We start from the raw sequence: 17,705 nt of genomic DNA on the forward strand, positions 1-17,705 counted from the left end.
ATTTTGAGTATAGAAACACCAGGTGCGCTATTTGTGCATCTGGTGTTGATAAAGCTTGAAAATAGTTGCTAGTTAAATTTTTAATGAAAACCAGAAAACCGAACCATCATTAATTTTTGAGGAAACGCCATAGGTACCACCATGCATGTCAACAATGGATTTAACAATTGAAAGACCCAGGCCTGTGCCGGTAACAGCCCGCTTATGAGCTCTATCTACCTTATAGTAGCGTTCCCAAATATAGGGGAGTTCTTCTTCAGTAATGCCTTCACCAGAATCGGTTACTTCAATTTTCACCCAAGAGCTTGGGGGAACACCAAAATTTTTGATGATGCTTTGGGAAACTGTAATTTTTTTATCCGGTCCAGTGTAATTTATGGCATTGATTAACAAATTGTAAAACGCTTGTGAGATCCGTGTTTGATCGGCAGTCAGGGTAATTTCTTCATCATAATCAAACTCGATTTGATAACCATCGTTATGCATAAGTTTGTTCATACGGGTAATGGTGTTATTAATGTTAGTGGTAAAGTTATAACTCACTGGATGAATGGTATGGGTTCCAGATTGAATTTTTGAAATATCCATCACATCATTGACAAGCGTCGTAAGTCTCTGGGTTTCATCCACAATAATCTGAGCATTTTCCGAGTTGTTTTCATTGGGGAGGTCACGCATGGCTTCGGCGTAGCCACTGATGAGGGTTAGTGGCGTCCGTAAATCATGGGAAATGTTTGCAATGAGTTCCTGGCGTAAAACCTCGACTTTTGAAAGTTCTTTGGCTGTGTAGTTCAGGGTATCAGAAAGCTCACTGATTTCTTTATACCCGCTGCCATCAAAGTGTGTTTCATAATCTCCGGTTGCCAGCATTTTTGCACTATTGTTCAGAGCGACAATGGGTTTCGAAACCCGTTTGGCAATAATAAGTGCCAGAATAACCGAAAACAAAAGCATGAAGCCTGTGATGTAATAAAGTTGAAATCGAAGAGTGGTAACGGTTGAATTAATGGGTGATATGACTGAATTAATAACAATCATTTCACCGGCATGTTCTTGGTCACTTACGATTTTAGAATAGATAATGCTTTCTTGAGGCTTTTTCTCAGGGACGGGTCCTTTGAAATCAATATCTGGAATTTCTCCGTTAATATTTCCGTTTGGTGGATCCATGCTACTGCGATCAAAATATTCAAGAAGCTCGCCATGGCTTACGTTGGTTCTTGAAATAAGTGCAGTTTTTTCAAAGGTTGACATGCTATGAATGATACAATTCCTTAATATATGAGAAGAATAAAGAGCATCGCCATTTTCAGATAATATTTCGATGCAAATATCGTTGTTTAAAGATATGTCAGCTATTAAGGTATCCAAATTTTCAGAATCAATGTTTTTTTCAATGGAATTAGCAGCACTTTTGATTTCATTAACTTTAATAACTTTATAAAAATCATCTAAAAAAACAACCTGGAAAAGCCAGAGTAAAACCAGGAGAACGGTACAAAATCCCAGAAGAAAAAGAAAGAGCTTCCATTTAATACTAATAGGATGAGATTTCTTTTTCCATTGTAAAAATGATTTATTTTTAATTTTCAATGGCCATCAACCTTCAAAGCGATATCCAACCCCTCGAAGGGTTGTAATCAACTTGGCATAGTTTCCCAGGCTTTTTCGCAGAAGCTTAATATGGGTATCCAGGGTGCGGTCATCCCCATAAAAATCATAGCCCCAAACTTCAGTTATGAGTTTTTCTCTGGTTAGAGCAATGTTTTTGTTTTTGATCAAATAAAAAATCAAGTCAAATTCTTTGGGAGACATTTCAATGTTTTCATCATTGATCAGAACTCGTCGAGCCGTAAAGTCAGCATTAAAGCCATCCATCACGAAGACTTCGTGTTCTCCATTGTTGTTTTTACTCGCCCGTTTCATAATGGCATCAATACGCATCATGAGCTCTTTGGGAGAAAAAGGTTTGACAACATAGTCATCAATGCCTAACTCAAAGCCATGAATCTTATCGTACTCTTCACCTCGGGCAGAGAGCATTAAAACCGGAATATCCTGTTTTTTCCGGATTTCTTTTACAGCAGAAAAGCCATCAAGTTCAGGCATCATGATATCCATAATAATAATATCAAAAGACTCTTTCTGGCATATTTCAACTGCTTCCATTCCGTTTGAAGCTTCAAATGCTCTGTGACCTTCAAAAACGATATATTTTTTAATCAGTGCTCTGATTTTTTCTTCATCATCGGTAATTAATATTTTATACATCCATTTCACCTCTTTGCTGATTATAATATAAATAGCATAATATTACTAAGTGTTTTTTAGGTGAACAAACTATGATTTATTAATGAAATTTATTGGTTATGTGACATTGTCACGGTATTAAGATGTTTAATGATATAAAATTAACCCATAAACATCATATAAGGTTATAATATATAAAAAGGAAGGTTATCGCCATGTTTAATTTTTTAAAGAAGGGTTCAGTGAAAAATATATCCCCTAAAGAAGCAAAAAAGAGACTGGAATCAGAGGATGCTATTGTTCTGTTGGATGTCCGGGAAAAAGCCGAGTATTTAGAAAAACATATCCCAAACAGTATTAATATACCTTTGGGGAAAATTGAAACTATTGAAAAAGTGGTGCCGGATAAAGAAACCACCTTGTTCGTGTATTGTTTAAGTGGAAGAAGAGCAGGAAATGCTGCAAGTCAAATGAGCAAAATAGGTTATAAAAATATTTATAACCTTGGTGGTATCAGTCATTGGGATTATGATACCGTGAGTGGAAAATAATACCTGAAAATTTGGGCTTATTAACAATTTGAAGAAAGTATTAATGAGGAATAGCCATATGAGGCCACTGAGCAGAAAAATATTTTTAAAGATATCCCCACCAGGTGGTGGAGATATTATTGGAGATAAGGAGCGAATTCTTAAGGCATTGGATAAAAAAATGGGAAAAGTGACCCTATCTCATGAAATCCTGCAAAAAATTTATCCTCTTTGTCGAAAAGCAAACTGGGAAATTACCCTAACCCTTGTTCATTGTGAAAGAGTGTGGGAAATCACTGGAGTGGAGCCTGGAGATACCACTGGCTTCCATTATGGATTAGCAGTGGATTTGGGAAGTACATCGGTGACCATGGAGTTGATTGATCTGAATACCGGAGGGATTCTGGGAGAAGAAAGTATTTTAAATCATCAAATTGCTTATGGAGATGATATTCTCAGTCGGATTTTCTATGTTAAAGGGAAGCCCCTGCATTTAAAGGAAGTTCAGAATAGCACAATTCAGTGTTTTTCTGAATTATTGGACATTCTGAAGAAAAAAACAGGAGTGTTGACACAGGAATGTGGGATCATGATCGTATCAGGAAATACCACCATGATCCACTTTCTATTGGGGATTGATCCATGGCCGATTTTCGAGGCTCCTTTTGCCCCTGTTTTTAACCATACAGGTTTTTTTAAGGCTCAGGAAATTGATTTGCCCATTGAAGGATTTGTTTTTTGTATGCCTTCAGTTGCTAACTATCTCGGAGGGGATACCGTCAGTGGGTTATTAGTAAGTGATCTTCATAAAAAAGAAGAACTGGCCATGTTCATCGATATTGGTACCAATGGAGAAATGGTGTTAGGCAATAAACACTTTCTTTTGGGAGGGGCTGGTGCTGCCGGCCCTGCCTTAGAAGGTGGTATCAGTGCAAATGGAATGAAAGCCACTGACGGCGCCGTGGATAGTGTTATGATAGAGGACAACAGTCTTAAGCTTACAACCATTGGAGGAAGTCGACCCAAGGGGATTTGCGGCTCAGGCATTGTGGATATTCTGGCTCAAATGCTTTTAAATGGCTGGATTGATTTTTCCGGCCGTTTTAATACTGGTATCACGGATCGCATTGTCAGAAGATCAGGGGAATATGCTGTGGCTTATGCCTGGAAAAAAGAATCTGAAACAGGAGAGGAATTGCTCTTTACCCAAACGGATATTAGTCAGTTTATGGATACCAAGGCAGCTGCCAACACCATGGTGACCTATCTGTTGGATAGCCTGGGGGTTGAGGCAACCGAAGTTCAGCGCCTGTATACGGCAGGGGCATTTGGTACCTATATTAACCTGGAATCAGCCATTACCATTGGTCTCTACCCGGATTTACCAAGAGAACGGTTTGTTTTTTTAGGAAACAGCTCACTAAAAGGAGCTTATGCCCTTTTGACCAATCGAGATTTGTTAGACGAAGTAATGATCCTTCAAGAAGAAATCAGGTATTTAGAATTCGGTGCCGCTACCGATTTTCTCACTCGAATGTTTGCAGCACGTTTTCTCCCTCATACTGACTTTGATTTATATCCAACAGTCAAAGCTGAACTCATCAAACGAGGCAGGCTGCGACTTTAACAAACCCGTCCTGGGGACAACGATTTACCATTGTCCCCAGGACTTACTTTACTACTTTGTCTATAGTCTCAAAAACCAACTAAAAGGGAAGAATCCCAGCAGTTGGTTTTTTTGTATTGATTAATTAGATAGCATTATTATGAAAATGGGAATAACGGTCATTAGTGTGAGCGCTTTTTATTTTTGTTCGATTTGGGGCAGACTGTCAAAGCCCTTTTGCAGGTCTTCGTCGGTTGGAATGTAATCGGTCATATTTCCGGCGTTGTAGTTCATATAGGCGGTCATATCGAAATAACCGGTACCGGTGAGGCCGAAGATAATGGTTTTTTTCTCTCCGGATTTTTTGCAGGCCAGAGCTTCTTCAATAGCAGCCCGGATGGCATGAGCGGATTCCGGTGCAGGGAGAATCCCTTCAATACGAGCGAACTGTGTTGCAGATTCAAAGACTTCGTTTTGAGTGTAGGATTTTCCACGGATATAACCATCATGGTAAAGTTTTGAAATAATCGGGCTCATCCCATGGTAACGTAATCCGCCGGCATGATTTGGCGCCGGCATGAAGCCACTGCCTAAGGTATACATTCTAATTAAAGGCGTTGTTTTTCCGGTATCCCCAAAATCCAGAGCATATCTTCCACGGGTCAGGGAAGGACAGGAGGCAGGCTCAACAGCAACAAAATCGATATTGTTTTTGCCTTCGATTCTTTCTGCCATGAATGGTGCAATCAGGCCTAATAGATTGGAGCCGCCACCAGCACAACCGATAATAATATCAGGCTTAATATCATATTTATCACAGGCGATTTTTGTTTCCAAACCAATAATGGATTGATGGAGTCCAACATGGTTAAGAACACTGCCTAAAACGTACTTGCAGTTGTCAGAGGTGACGGCAACTTCAATGGCTTCGCTGATCGCACAGCCAAGAGATCCTCCGGTGCCAGGGTTTTCCGCAAGAATTTTTCTTCCGGCAACGGTTGTATCCGATGGGGATGAAATAACCTTTGCGCCATAAGTTTCCATAACTGCTCGGCGGTGAGGCTTTTGTTCAGCAGACACTTTCACCATATAAACAGTTAAATTAAGGTTATAATATGCACAAGCCATGGAAAGAGCTGTTCCCCATTGACCGGCGCCTGTTTCAGTGGTCAGAGAGCTAAGGCCCTGTTCTTTAGCATAATAAGCCTGGGCAGCAGCGGAATTCAGCTTATGGGAGCCAGAAGTATTGCTGCCCTCATATTTGTAATATATTTCAGCAGGGGTATCCAACAATTTTTCCAGACAATATGCCCGAACCAATGGGGAGGGTCGGTACATTTTATAAAAATTACGAACATCTTCAGGAATTTCAATAAATTCATCGGTGGTATTAAGCTCCTGATCAACTAAGGCTTCACAAAAAACAGGAAGAAGATCCTCCCTGGTACAATATTCGCCAGTTCCGGGATTGACAAAGGGTTCAGGTAGCTCTTTCATTTTTGCGCGAAGATTAAGCCAATATTTTGGCATTTCCGCTTCACTTAAATAAATCTTATAGGGTATAGTTGTCATGGTGTTACTTCCTTCCTTTTCCATCTAATTTATTATAATTAAAGCAGAAGGGTTTTGTCAAGAAGTAAGTCTTTTCTTTAATGGAATATCTTTCCTTGACAAGTATTTGCAAAAAGGGTACAATCGTGTTGTAAAAAATTTGTAACAGAACGTAATTTGATGTAAAAGTTATGTTGAAAATGGAGGATTTATGGAAAAAGAACAAAGTAAAATCCCTTTAAAGGGAAAAAAATCAATTTTTAAAATTGGTATGGTAAGTTTAATTGTTGCTTGTGTCATTGGGACAACGGGTACCTTTGCTTTTGCAGCCAATGAGAAACCTAGCACGGAAAATACTACGGCATCAGAATGCCAAGAATTTATTGAACATGCTAAAACATGCGCTGAATGTGCTGAGCTTATTAAAACACCAGTAACAGAAGAAACACCAGTGGTTGAAGCGGCTCCAGTAGCTGAAGAAACGCCAGTGGTTGAAGCGGCTCCAGTAGCTGAAGAAACACCAGTGGTTGAAGCGGCTCCAGTAGCTGAAGAAACACCAGTGGTTGAAGCGGCTCCAGTAGCTGAAGCAGTGCCAGTGGTTGAAGAAGCGCCAGTAGCTGAAGCAACACCAGTAGTTGAAGCAGCGCCAGTGGTTGAAGCAGCGCCAGTGGTTGAAGCAACACCAGTAGTTGAAGCAACACCAGTAGTTGAAGCAGCGCCAGTGGTTGAAGAAGCACCAGCAGCAGATGTATCAAATGCTATACCTGAAGGAGCCGTGAAGACAACTTTAAGTTGTACGGCTTATACAGCAACAGGCAATGCAACTGCAGTTGGGGTTATGCCACAAGCTGAACATACTATTGCATCATGGAACGGACTTCCCTTTGGAACTAAAGTTTATGTTCCATCATTAGGAATAACATTTACAGTTGAAGATCGTGGTGGTGCCGTTTCTGAAGGCGTTATCGATATCTATATGAATTCCTATAATGAATGTATTCAGTTTGGTCGCCAGAATTTAGAAGCTTACATTATTTACTAGAAATAAAATTGATGTAAAAAAGGACGCCGAAAGGTGTCCTTTTTTTGTTGATTTGAACGCAATAACACTTCTTGACAATTATTTGAAAGAAGTGTACAATCGAATTAAAAATATAGTTTCTTTTTACATGTAGAAAAGGAGGGCTATGGAAGAAAGACAAAGTAAAAATGCTTTAAACAGAAAAAAAATAGTTTTAAGAATAGGTCTGGTCAGTTTGATTATTACTTTCATTATTGGCATAACAGGAACCTTTGCTTTTGCAAAGGAAGTAACCCTTAAGGTTGATGGAAAGGAAACAACCGTTCGAGGAAGAATTTTTCAGAATGTTCAGGAGATCCTTGAAAATAATGGGATTGTACTCAATGATGAAGAGTCTGCAAATATTGATGCACAGACTAGAATCGTTGGTGCTGATGCAATTGCAGTCAATCAGAAAGCCACGGGAAATCTCGAAGTTGATGGAAAAACCATTCATTATGAAACAGATGTTAAAACGGTTGAAGAGTTGCTTGTTGAAAATAATATTAAACTGGGAGACCTTGATCGTGTAGAGCCTTCTAAAACAACTCCCTTATCGGAAATCAATGAGATTGCGATTGTTCGGGTTGAAATTGAGGTGGAATCAATCAGGAAAGAGATTCCATTTGCAAAGGAAACTAAAGATAATCCTAAATTGGAAATTGGAAAGAAACAGGTTATACAACCTGGAAAAAATGGTGTTTCTTATGTTGTCGAACATATTCTCTATGAAAATAATGTTGAAGTAAAAAGAGAAACCATTTCAGAAGAAGTGGTAACACCTCCAATATCAGAAATTGTTGAAATTGCAATGAATGAGCCAGAGGAGGAGTCACCAGTGGTTGAAAAAACACCAATAGTGGTAGAAACTCCGGTAGTCGAGAAAACTCCGGTAGTCGAGAAAACTCCGGTAGTTGTGGAAACTCCGGTAGTCGAGGAAACTCCGGTAGTTGCGGAAATACCAGCAGTTGTGGAAACACCAGTGGCGGTGGAAACTCCGGTAGCTCCAACAGTGGAGGTGCCAGATGCTGCCCCATTAGGTGCCACCAAAAAGATTTTAAATTTTACGGCTTATACTGCAACAGGTAACGCTACCGCATCCGGGGTTATGCCGGAAGCTAACCATACCATTGCAGCATGGAACGGACTCCCCTTTGGTACCAAAGTTTATGTGCCATCCCTGGGAACAACCTTTATCGTTGAAGATCGTGGTGGTGCTGTTACAGAAGGCATTATTGATATTTATATGAATACCTATAATCAGTGTATTCAGTTTGGACGTCAGAACCTGGAAGCTTATATCAGCTACTAAAATAAATGAAACGAAAAGAAGAATGCCAGAAGGCATTCTTCTTTTCGTTTCTATTGAATATTTCTAATTTTTCAGCTGACGTAAACCCAGGGCCCGATATTCCAGAGGATTAGTGATTTCTCGGGAATAAGGAACAGCTACAATATTGAGCTCAACCTGGACATCAACGGCATTATACCCTAAAATCATGGCATTAAAGGCCTCGTTAATTCCCTGATTAATCAAGAGTTGGTTTTTCATGGAAGTATTTTCCATAATGATACTAAAGACATTTCCCTCTAAAACATAAATGAGATGGGTACTGAAGCAGTGCTGCTTAATAATTTTCAGGGTCTTGTAAAGAATTTCATCCCAGAGACGTGGTCCTGTAATGGACTTTAGGGTATTCAGATGAGAAATAGACATCATTTCAAGAACAAGAATGGTTTCGCCCTTAATGGCTCGATCCATTGCATACTTCAGATCTTTATAATAGGCTTTTTCAATGGTTAATCCCTGGCCTTCATCTAATTCGTCATAGGAAGCAAGTTGGCCTTCTAAAGACTTCTTAGTCTTGAAAAGCTCACGAATCTTTCTGATAAGAAGAGCGCTACTCCACAAGATAAGAGGAATAACAATAACCCAACCAACCTGGTAAAGTTCAAATGGAACTTCAAGATAGAAAATAGAAATAAGGGTTAAGGTTATATAACTGCAAAATAGGAGTGCCATAAAAAATATGCTTGCGCTATAGGGCATTGCGATTGTGAAAATTAAACAGGTAAACAGGATGAACAGGACGCTGTAGTCCACAAAGCTAAAGTTCCGGGAGAATAATATTAAAAAGACGCCAAAAGCAATAAGTCCGGCAATAAAAATGATAAAAGGCAGAATTATGTCTACCAGATTCAGTTTTGTGGTTGGGGCCAGTGACTTTACTGACTGGAGATGCGTTTCTTTTGAATAAAGGGGAGGATTCACTTTATGGTGTGGCGGTGTATCAGCGTTAGCTTCATTTATTTTTTCTGTTTTTGGTTCGAAAGGAATGTCCTTCTGAAACTGATCTTCGGTGGAGGTTGAAACCCCGGCCAGAAAATCTGACAGAGCAGGCGGGTCACTGGAAGTGAGGTTATCAGGATGTAATGGGGAGATCGAAATAGGGGCACACTTCAAAGCTTCCGGCTTTTCAGCAGGGCACTTTTCGTCATTATGTTGAATGGAAGTGGCTCGACCCAGAACTTTCGATAAGGTTGGAAGTTCCTCATTCTCATCTTCTTCATTCGGTTGTGAATCCTCAGGTGTGCTGTTATCAACGTTTATCTTTTCGTCTATGAAATCATCTCGATCAAAGGCCAGTTGATTGCTGCCGCCTGGAGCAGGTCGGGAATTAAGAATCGCCTGATCCAAAGCATCATCATCATTGATGTCCACACCTGAAAGAAAATGATCATCGGGCAGGCTGGTATCGGGAATACTTGTTTCAAAAAGTTCGGGACTTATTTTCTGGGATTTCATCTCATTTTCAGCAAGGGTTGCAAGTTTTTCATCAATACGTGCTTCATAGCCCAGGATGGTTGCATCCAACGCTTGCTTTTTTTCAAGAATAATATCCAGTTTAGTGAGCTGTTTTTTTTCAGTAGTCATATTATTTATCCATCGCTTTCGCTCATTAAATTATTTTTATAAAAATTTCATTATTGACTTTATCACCAGAATCATGGATGATAAAGGAGGTTTTCAAATTTGGTTGAAGCAACCTAAACATCTAAGTAATTTCTAACATCTCTGACTATGTATTATAGCAAAGAATGATGTGATATTAAAGGGAAAAACGAAAAAATGTTGTTTTAAACCAATTTTTATTTTTATGTTTATCAACAGGTCTGAAAGTTCTTTAGAGCTTTAAAAATGTTTAGAATTGGCTTAATAGAGGGAAAGATAAAAATAAGATAAAAAGTGTTAACTATTTATGTGAATATGTGGATAAAATAATAAAAAGTAATCAACAAGCGAAGCAAATTGCAGAGAGCTGAGAAATCCCTTTGCAAGTGGGTATTTGGGGATAAATCGAAGGAATCCCACTATTTGTCCACAATTAGTGGACAAAAATCGATAAAATGTGGATAGAATAACCAGAAAACCATAGAAACTTAGGGTAAAAAACGAAATGGAGATTTGAAATGTGGATAACTTTTTAAAAATTGGGGAGCGAATTGAAGATCTGGGGCTAAAAAAATTGAAGATCATTCAGAATCCAGACTATTTTTGTTTTGGAATGGATGCGGTATTATTATCCTGGTTTGCTGCAAAGCATATAAAAGGCAGTACTGATATTATTGATCTGGGAACAGGCACAGGGATTATTCCCCTTTTACTTTACGGCAAAACCAATGCGAAATCTATTACCGGCCTGGAAATTCAAGAGCCATTAGTGGAAATGGCTCGGCGGAGTATGGCAATTAATGGACTAAGCTCTAAAATAAAAATCCTTCAAGGGGATATTAAGGCTCCGGGTGAAGGGGTTCTACCCAATCATTATGATGCGGTTGTGAGTAATCCTCCCTATATGAGAGTGGATGCCGGGCTGAAAAATGCCGAGACCACCAAAACTATTTCACGTCACGAAATTTTATGCAACATCGAAGATATTCTGATTTTCAGTAAGCGAATGCTTAAAGATCGGGGACGTCTTTTCCTTGTCCACCGACCCGAACGTTTGGGTGATATTATTTCGCTTATGCGTGAGTATAAAATTGAAGTGAAGAACCTTCAATTTGTTTACCCCTCCATTAACAAGCCGGCCAATCTTCTTTTAATTGAAGGGCGAAAAGGTGGTCGCCCGGGTTTGAAAACAGAAGCCCCTCTCATTGTATATAATGAAGAGGGACAGTATACGAATCAAATATATGATATTTATGGTATGAAAAAGCCTGAATAGGCTGATTATTTTCGGCCATTTCGGGCCTTAAGGAGACGAATATCCTCTCCCAAAAATGGGATTGTTTTGAAATATCCTCTGATTCTGGAGGAAAGACGTTCATCATAGGTTTCCTGGATTTTTAAAACCGTTAGATTGGTGGAAACAATCATTTTTTTTTCGGCATTCAGTCGGGAATCAATCACTTCATAAAGCTGTTTCTGACTGTATTCCGAGGTGAACTCGGCACCAAGGTCATCGATGATGAGGAGGTCACAGAGCAGTAGTGGTTCAAAAACCTGGGTTGAGGTTTTACCACTATGAAAAAGCTGGTCCTGAATACTTGACACTAGATGGGCAGCCGTTACATAAATAATACCATAGCCCTTTTGAGTGAGTTCGTTAACAATGCAATTGGACATAAAGGTTTTTCCAACCCCGGGAGACCCGGTAAAGAGAAGATGGTCTGAAATGGCATCATAATTTTTACAATATTTTAGCATGGTCTGTTTGATTTTTTTGGCGTTTTCCCGGGGACTGGGTTCCCCTTCACCGGTGGCAACATCCGAATAATATTTGGAATCAAAGCTATGAAAAGTTTCCCCGCGTGCTTTTGATTTTAAGTCATAGGCAGAGAAACTTGTTTCCGCAAGACAGTGCCCAAGGCATTGGCAAATCTCTTTATCGACGATCCCCTGATCTTTACAAAGCGGACAGTAATAAGAGTAAGTGAGGAGTTCTTCACTTCCGGCACCCAGTTTTTGCTTTTGGACAGTCAGGATATCCATTTTTTCACGAAGGTCATTTATTTTATCTGAATTTCCGGCAATGGTTGCCCGGGCTAGAGCAATACCCAGTAGATTCATTTCATGATCAATGGTAAAAAGCTCAGGTATTTTCCTGTACAGGGCTTCTTTTTTTTGTCGTTGTTTAAATTTATATGCGTTTTGCTTTTCTAAAAGCAGGGCATAAGCTTCCTTATAAGTTTTCATCGTTTGTCTCCAATTCCCCCCATAAATCCTCAGCAAATTCGACTTCCATATCCAGATACGCCTGTTTACGGGAATCGCTGATGGGTTCTTCCTTATTCTTCGGCTCCCAGCGGGGCTTAGGTTTATCATTTTGGATGTCTTCCAGGGTTTTAAAACCCTGTTCATGCCAATTTTTCAAAATACCGTCAATATATTTCATGTTAGGTTTGCTGGTTCTTGAAAGTGCCTGGGTAATGATTTCCATTGAAAACCCATAATCATTAAACCAGGTATCCATAAGCTGGCGTTCTGAAATCATCGGGTTTCGATGAATGCCCAGATATTTAAAAATCTGGTAGTAAGACTGGCTTTCATCGGCAGATTTTTTAATATGGGCTTCAGCCTCAATATGGTCTCTGACCCCTGAATCATAAAAGCCCTTGGCCACGGTTTCAAGATAACTGGTGACCTGAGCCGGGGTAAAAATACGTTCTTTTTTATTGATCATATTTAATGAGTATTCGACAATCAGAATCACTGCCTCGGGCGTAAAATTGTAATCTTTCATCCAGCGTTTAAACAGTAGGGTTTCTTTTTTTGAAATGGTTCGACTTTGATACATATCCTGGATGGTTTCGTACATCCGGCGGACTCGGTCTTCTATTGAATTGGGAAGGCTTTCCCGGCGCGGGGCAATGGTTTCTTTAGGAGGGTCATTTTTATAAAGGATGGTGCCGGTAATATTATAGAACCGTACAAGGGCATCCCGGGTTCCGGTATATTCCAGGGAAAGAATTCCTTCGGAAATCCAATATTCCCAGGCTTTTTTCACATCGGTTTCCAGCAGGTTTAAGTCCTTGGCAATATCGGCATTGTTAATTGGCGCCAGCCCCTGGTTAAAGCAACGCTTTAAACCATAAAGGTAAACCTTCACATAATCTCCCTGGGCAACAGGCATATAATGGTTAATAAAAATATTTTCAAGAGGCGTTACCCCCAAATCATCGTGGCCAAAAATTAATTCAAAACGATTCATTTTTCACCTCATGTGCTATCAAAATAATTTGAATTTTTTTTTCTTTCTTAAGTATTTAGTAAAACTATTATATCACATCGGATAAAATCTGTGAAAAATTCCTTCTATCCTTTAGTAAAATGAAGGTAAAAGCAAAAATATGCTCATTGTGTAAAGAGTTTCTTGATAAAATCAGGAATTGTGATATAATCATCAATTGGATATTGCATATTTGTGTGTATTGAAAGGAAAATAAATGGAAGCTTTTATTATAGAAGGAGGCAACCCACTTCGCGGTGAGGTAACGATCTCCGGGGCAAAGAATGCAGTGTTGGGAATTATCCCTGCAGCGGTACTCTGCGCCTGTACAAGTAAAATTGAAAATGTACCTGATATTAAGGATGTCAACAAAATGGTGGATATTCTTGAAAAACTCGGGGCTGAAATATATCGTGAAAAAGATACGTTGATTATTAATACGGAAAAGCCCATTTCCTATGATGTTTCAGATTATGATGAGGAAACTGGGCAGATGCGTGCTTCATACTATCTTCTGGGGGCGTTATTGGGACGTTACCGGAAAGCCATTGTGCCATTGCCAGGGGGTTGTAATATTGGAGATCGTCCCATTGATCAGCATATTAAAGGGTTTCAGGCTTTAGGAGCTAAGGTCGTGATTGAACACGGCTATGTAAAGATGGACGCTCCAAAGCTTAAAGGAGCACATATCTTTTTTGATGTGGTCAGTGTCGGAGCAACCATTAATGTGATGCTGGCAGCAGTTCGGGCGGATGGTCTCACAGTTCTTGAAAATGCAGCGAAAGAACCACATATTGTTGATGTGGCGAACTTTTTAAACCTTATGGGTGCTAACATCAGAGGTGCGGGTACGGATGTCATTAAAATCCGTGGCGTGGATGAGATGCACGGTTGTGAATACTCGGTGATCCCAGACCAGATCACCACTGGTACCTACATGATGGCAGCAGCAGTGACCCGAGGAAACGTTCTGATAAAAAATGTTATTCCCAAGCATATGGACGCCATTACTGCCAAGCTTACAGAAATGGGAGTGGAGGTTCGGGAAGAGGATGACGGTATCCGGGTGATTGGAAAGCGTCCCCTAAAAGCTGTGAACGTAAAAACCATGCCCTACCCCGGCTTTCCAACCGACTTACAGCAGCCCATGGCCGTGCTTATGGCCATTGCCCGGGGAACGAGTACGATCACCGAAAGTATTTTTGAAAGTCGTTTTAAATATGTGGATGAGCTGAGAAGAATGGGCGCAACGATTTCCATTAACAGTCGAACAGCCAGCATTACCGGGGTTAAAACATTATCAGCCACAAAGATTCGAGCCACGGACCTTCGGGCCGGAGCAGCCATGGTATTGGCAGGGCTCATTGCTGATGGGGAAACGAAGATTACTGATATTATTCATATTGATCGCGGCTATGAAAACCTTCAGGAAAATCTCCGAGGTTTAGGCGCAGTCATTCGTCGGGTTTCTGAATAGGTGGATTTACAGGGGTTTCTGAAGATTCCTTTATCTTTTGGTTTGGATTCCTTATATTGGGTAGAAATAAGTTAAGTCATCTTTAAGTAAAATTCGCTAGTATAAGCATAACAATCTTAGCCCCCAGGGCATTAGAAAAGCGATAATTTGCAAAAAAGTGATTTAATGGACAAAGGGAGTAAGGATTGAAATTTTGTAGTTTATACAGTGGAAGTTCAGGAAATAGTTTATTTATCTCAAATAACAATTCAAAGCTACTCATTGATGCAGGTCTTAGTGGTGTTAAAATTCAGAATGCTTTAAAAGCCATTGGGGAAAATCCTAATGAAATCTCCGGGATCTTAGTCACCCATGAGCATAGTGACCATATTCATGGCCTTGGGGTCTTATCACGTCGTTTTGGTATTCCCATTTATGCGAATGAGGATACCTGGGACGCTATGATCGGGGATTTAGGGAAAATTGCACCGTATAATATTAAAACCTTTGATTTTGAGAATACCTTGGTGTTAGGGGATTTTGAAATTAAAGCGTTTAAGACTTCCCATGATGCAGTAGCATCAGCAGGGTTTTGTATTAATAATGGAAAAAAACGGTTGGGTATCGCCACGGATTCCGGAATTGTTACAACAAAAATGATGGAATCTCTACCAGGCTGTGATTTAGTGGTGCTTGAATCCAACCATGATCCTTCCATGCTTGAAGCGGGAAGGTATCCCTTTTATCTTAAACAAAGGATTAAAAGTGATTTTGGCCATTTATCCAACGAAATTGCTGGAAATATGGCTTTGGCATTGGTAGAGGCAGGCACAGAACAGTTGGTTTTAGCGCATTTAAGTGAGGAGAACAATTATCCCTTACTTGCCTATGAAACCACTGCCCGTATCCTTACCGGGGCAGGGGTAAAATTAGAAAAAGATGTGACCCTTACCGTAGCAAAAAGAAGCAGTGTCAGCGAGATAATTGAACTTTAGAGAACTTCAACAGAAATTGAGGGAATCAATGAACGAGGATTTTAAACAGGAAAAACCAGATAAACCACAAAAACCACACGGATCCATACTCATAGGAATAATTGGTGCCATTATTGGTGGTATCATAGTGGGATGTGTTTTTCTGGGAATAAACTTTTTGACCAGTGACAGGACGGTTGTACAAGGGTCGAAACAGCAAATTGTTGTCAATGATTCCAGCTCGGATAATGTGGTTGAGGCTATTGCCAAGGTCGTTCCGCCATCAGTCGTGGGAATTGAAACAACGGCGGTTGCCAAGACAAACTTGGGATCACAGGAAGCTACTGGCGTTGGCTCAGGTTTCATTTTGACCAGCGACGGTTATATTGCTACCAATGAGCATGTGGTCACTGAAAATCCGACAGCCATAGCGGTTTCTTTGGATGATGGCAAGACCTATGACGCTAAAGTCATCTGGTCCAATGTGGAGCTGGATTTGGCGATTATCAAAATTGATGCAAAAGACTTACCGGTCATTGATCTTGGTGATTCTGAGAATCTTAAGGTAGGCGAATTGACAGTGGCAGTCGGCAATCCTTTAGGTCTTGGTTTTGAGCGCTCTGTGACCTCAGGGATTGTGTCGGGACTTAACCGGAGCATTCCATTGGATAATAATGCTTTGGCCGAAGATTTAATCCAAACGGATGCTTCAATTAACCCTGGAAATAGTGGTGGCCCTTTGGTGGACAAAGAGGGTTTGGTGATTGGTATTAATTCCTATAAGCTGAGCACAGGTGAAGGGCTTGGTTTTGCTATTCCAATTAATATTTTAAAACCAATTCTTAATGAAATCGTCGCTACAGGGAAATTTGACCCTACCGTGATTGGTATTACAGGATATGACCGAGCCATTGCAAATTACTATCTTACGGATGCAAACGTGGATTTTACAAAAGGAATTTATATAGCATCCACACAACCAGGTGGTGGTGTAGCCAATGCCGGACTTGTGACAGGGGATATTATTCTAAGTATTGATGGGACTGAAACCAATACATTGCTGAAAATGAAAGAAATTCTCTATGGTAAGAATCCCGGTGATAAGGTGAAGGTAACCTATGAACGCGGTGGACAAACACAGACTGTAGATGTCGTTGTTTCAGCAGGGGTTTAAAAAGAAAAACGTTTTCATAATTACTATTGTGAAAACTGTTTAAAAACCTTATTGACAGGGGCTTATTTAGATGCTACAATCAAATTCAATTCAAGGAACTGTTTAATATACGGTTAATGAAGATGGTTGTGTTGATCTTAAAAAAATAGGAATGGCTTGTCACCATTAAAAAGAATAAATAAGCTTATCAAAGGCGATAGCAGCTATGACTGTTATTGCCTTTTTTTTGTTTAAATTATTGAGATAGATAATGGAAAAACATTTAATTACAAGAACATTGAGACATGAAAAGTTGAATGGAATTCTATGATGTGAATAACTCATGGAGGTATTAAAAAGCTTAAAAGATTTTCTGGAAAAAGTGGTTTTATTGATAAGCGTTTCATTTTTACAAGAAATCAGGTCAAAATAATTTAGAAAAGAGGAATTTAAGATGATTAATTCTGGTGATGTTGCATTTGTCCTTGTAAGTTCAATGCTTGTCTTTTTTATGACTCCGGGTATCGGCATGTTCTATGCCGGAATGGTTCGTAGAAAAAATGTAATCAATACATTAATGTCTGTTGTATTTGTTTGCGGTCTGGCAACGGTGATGTGGTTTATGTTCGGCTATTCACTTGCTTTCGGGCCCGATGCCGGCGGTCTTGGTGTGGTTGGGAATCTCAGCAACGCATTTTTCAGTGGCGTCAGTGCCACAGATGCCGGTCCCTATGCAAATAATATACCGGGGGCATTGTTTGCAATCTTCCAGTTGATGTTTTGTATCATTACTCCGGCGATTCTTGTTGGATCTTTATCCGGAAGAATGAAATTTTCGGCATTATTTGTTTTTGTTACTGTTTGGTTGATTCTCGTTTACTACCCGTTAGCT

At 39.8% G+C, this 17,705-nt stretch carries 15 protein-coding genes; 9 read left to right on the forward strand and 6 right to left on the reverse strand.

Annotation, left to right across the window (positions count from 1 at the left end; genetic code table 11):
• Positions 1-72 precede the first annotated feature (72 nt).
• Complete coding sequence (locus tag VIK44_RS00830; RefSeq protein ID WP_331551933.1) at positions 73-1,593, reverse strand: HAMP domain-containing sensor histidine kinase; 1,521 nt, start codon at positions 1,591-1,593, stop codon at positions 73-75.
• Positions 1,594-1,599: 6 nt separating this feature from the next.
• Positions 1,600-2,271: a response regulator transcription factor gene (locus VIK44_RS00835; protein WP_331551934.1), complete on the reverse strand. Its 672-nt coding sequence runs from the start codon at positions 2,269-2,271 to the stop codon at positions 1,600-1,602.
• A gap of 194 nt (positions 2,272-2,465) precedes the next feature.
• Between VIK44_RS00835 and VIK44_RS00840 the strand changes: the two genes are divergently transcribed.
• Together VIK44_RS00840 and VIK44_RS00845 are read left to right on the forward strand one after the other, a co-directional pair.
• A complete protein-coding gene (locus VIK44_RS00840) occupies positions 2,466-2,801 on the forward strand; it encodes a rhodanese-like domain-containing protein (RefSeq protein ID WP_331551935.1) in 336 nt (111 codons plus the stop codon).
• Positions 2,802-2,859: 58 nt separating this feature from the next.
• Complete coding sequence (locus VIK44_RS00845) at positions 2,860-4,407, forward strand: ASKHA domain-containing protein (RefSeq protein WP_331551936.1); 1,548 nt, start codon at positions 2,860-2,862, stop codon at positions 4,405-4,407.
• Positions 4,408-4,584: 177 nt separating this feature from the next.
• On the opposite strand, the gene VIK44_RS00850 is transcribed toward VIK44_RS00845, so the two are convergent.
• Positions 4,585-5,958 carry a TrpB-like pyridoxal phosphate-dependent enzyme gene (locus tag VIK44_RS00850; protein ID WP_331551937.1) on the reverse strand — a complete coding sequence of 458 codons (1,374 nt, stop codon included), beginning with the start codon at positions 5,956-5,958 and terminating at the stop codon, positions 4,585-4,587.
• 190 nt (positions 5,959-6,148) lie between these two features.
• Between VIK44_RS00850 and VIK44_RS00855 the strand changes: the two genes are divergently transcribed.
• Entirely contained in the window at positions 6,149-6,979 is an 831-nt protein-coding gene (locus tag VIK44_RS00855) for a 3D domain-containing protein (RefSeq protein WP_331551938.1), read from the forward strand.
• A 145-nt stretch (positions 6,980-7,124) separates the two neighbouring features.
• Positions 7,125-8,309 (forward strand): G5 domain-containing protein, encoded by a 1,185-nt coding sequence (locus tag VIK44_RS00860; protein ID WP_331551939.1) that lies wholly within the window; start codon positions 7,125-7,127, stop codon positions 8,307-8,309.
• 63 nt (positions 8,310-8,372) lie between these two features.
• Here VIK44_RS00860 and VIK44_RS00865 read toward each other — a convergent pair whose 3' ends face one another.
• Entirely contained in the window at positions 8,373-9,932 is a 1,560-nt protein-coding gene (locus VIK44_RS00865; RefSeq protein ID WP_331551940.1) for a hypothetical protein, read from the reverse strand.
• A 538-nt stretch (positions 9,933-10,470) separates the two neighbouring features.
• Here VIK44_RS00865 and VIK44_RS00870 point away from each other — a divergent pair.
• A complete protein-coding gene (locus tag VIK44_RS00870; protein WP_331551941.1) occupies positions 10,471-11,226 on the forward strand; it encodes a tRNA1(Val) (adenine(37)-N6)-methyltransferase in 756 nt (251 codons plus the stop codon).
• Between the two features lie 5 nt (positions 11,227-11,231).
• On the opposite strand, the gene VIK44_RS00875 is transcribed toward VIK44_RS00870, so the two are convergent.
• Both VIK44_RS00875 and VIK44_RS00880 read right to left on the reverse strand, forming a co-directional pair.
• The gene (locus VIK44_RS00875; RefSeq protein WP_331551942.1) at positions 11,232-12,197 is read right to left on the reverse strand and encodes an ATP-binding protein; all 966 of its coding nucleotides are present in this window, start codon (positions 12,195-12,197) and stop codon (positions 11,232-11,234) included.
• Entirely contained in the window at positions 12,184-13,212 is a 1,029-nt protein-coding gene (locus VIK44_RS00880; RefSeq protein ID WP_331551943.1) for a DnaD domain protein, read from the reverse strand. The genes VIK44_RS00875 and VIK44_RS00880 overlap by 14 nt, the downstream gene beginning before the upstream one ends.
• A gap of 235 nt (positions 13,213-13,447) precedes the next feature.
• Between VIK44_RS00880 and VIK44_RS00885 the strand changes: the two genes are divergently transcribed.
• The 4 genes from VIK44_RS00885 to VIK44_RS00900 form a co-directional block, all read left to right on the forward strand.
• On the forward strand, positions 13,448-14,707 hold the full coding sequence (locus VIK44_RS00885) for a UDP-N-acetylglucosamine 1-carboxyvinyltransferase (protein ID WP_331551944.1): 1,260 nt from the start codon (positions 13,448-13,450) through the stop codon (positions 14,705-14,707).
• A 185-nt stretch (positions 14,708-14,892) separates the two neighbouring features.
• Positions 14,893-15,681 carry an MBL fold metallo-hydrolase gene (locus VIK44_RS00890; protein WP_331551945.1) on the forward strand — a complete coding sequence of 263 codons (789 nt, stop codon included), beginning with the start codon at positions 14,893-14,895 and terminating at the stop codon, positions 15,679-15,681.
• 28 nt (positions 15,682-15,709) lie between these two features.
• Positions 15,710-16,834: a S1C family serine protease gene (locus VIK44_RS00895; RefSeq protein WP_331551946.1), complete on the forward strand. Its 1,125-nt coding sequence runs from the start codon at positions 15,710-15,712 to the stop codon at positions 16,832-16,834.
• Positions 16,835-17,267: 433 nt separating this feature from the next.
• Positions 17,268-17,705: ammonium transporter (locus VIK44_RS00900; RefSeq protein WP_414637034.1), on the forward strand; the 438-nt coding region annotated here is incomplete at its 3' end.

Source organism: Acetobacterium sp. (genome assembly GCF_036508315.1).
In the GTDB taxonomy this organism is placed as follows: Bacteria; Bacillota; Clostridia; order Eubacteriales; family Eubacteriaceae; genus Acetobacterium.

Bases quoted from the DNA above. Each gene is read 5' to 3' on its own strand.
- VIK44_RS00880 (WP_331551943.1), bottom strand. From the start codon at position 13,212: ATGAATCGTTTTGAATTAATTTTTGGCCACGATGATTTGGGGGTAACG.
- VIK44_RS00875 (WP_331551942.1), bottom strand. From the start codon at position 12,197: ATGAAAACTTATAAGGAAGCTTATGCCCTGCTTTTAGAAAAGCAAAAC.
- VIK44_RS00845 (WP_331551936.1), top strand. From the start codon at position 2,860: ATGAGGCCACTGAGCAGAAAAATATTTTTAAAGATATCCCCACCAGGT.
- VIK44_RS00885 (WP_331551944.1), top strand. From the start codon at position 13,448: ATGGAAGCTTTTATTATAGAAGGAGGCAACCCACTTCGCGGTGAGGTA.
- VIK44_RS00835 (WP_331551934.1), bottom strand. From the start codon at position 2,271: ATGTATAAAATATTAATTACCGATGATGAAGAAAAAATCAGAGCACTG.
- VIK44_RS00840 (WP_331551935.1), top strand. From the start codon at position 2,466: ATGTTTAATTTTTTAAAGAAGGGTTCAGTGAAAAATATATCCCCTAAA.
- VIK44_RS00865 (WP_331551940.1), bottom strand. From the start codon at position 9,932: ATGACTACTGAAAAAAAACAGCTCACTAAACTGGATATTATTCTTGAA.
- VIK44_RS00855 (WP_331551938.1), top strand. From the start codon at position 6,149: ATGGAAAAAGAACAAAGTAAAATCCCTTTAAAGGGAAAAAAATCAATT.
- VIK44_RS00895 (WP_331551946.1), top strand. From the start codon at position 15,710: ATGAACGAGGATTTTAAACAGGAAAAACCAGATAAACCACAAAAACCA.
- VIK44_RS00850 (WP_331551937.1), bottom strand. From the start codon at position 5,958: ATGACAACTATACCCTATAAGATTTATTTAAGTGAAGCGGAAATGCCA.
- VIK44_RS00860 (WP_331551939.1), top strand. From the start codon at position 7,125: ATGGAAGAAAGACAAAGTAAAAATGCTTTAAACAGAAAAAAAATAGTT.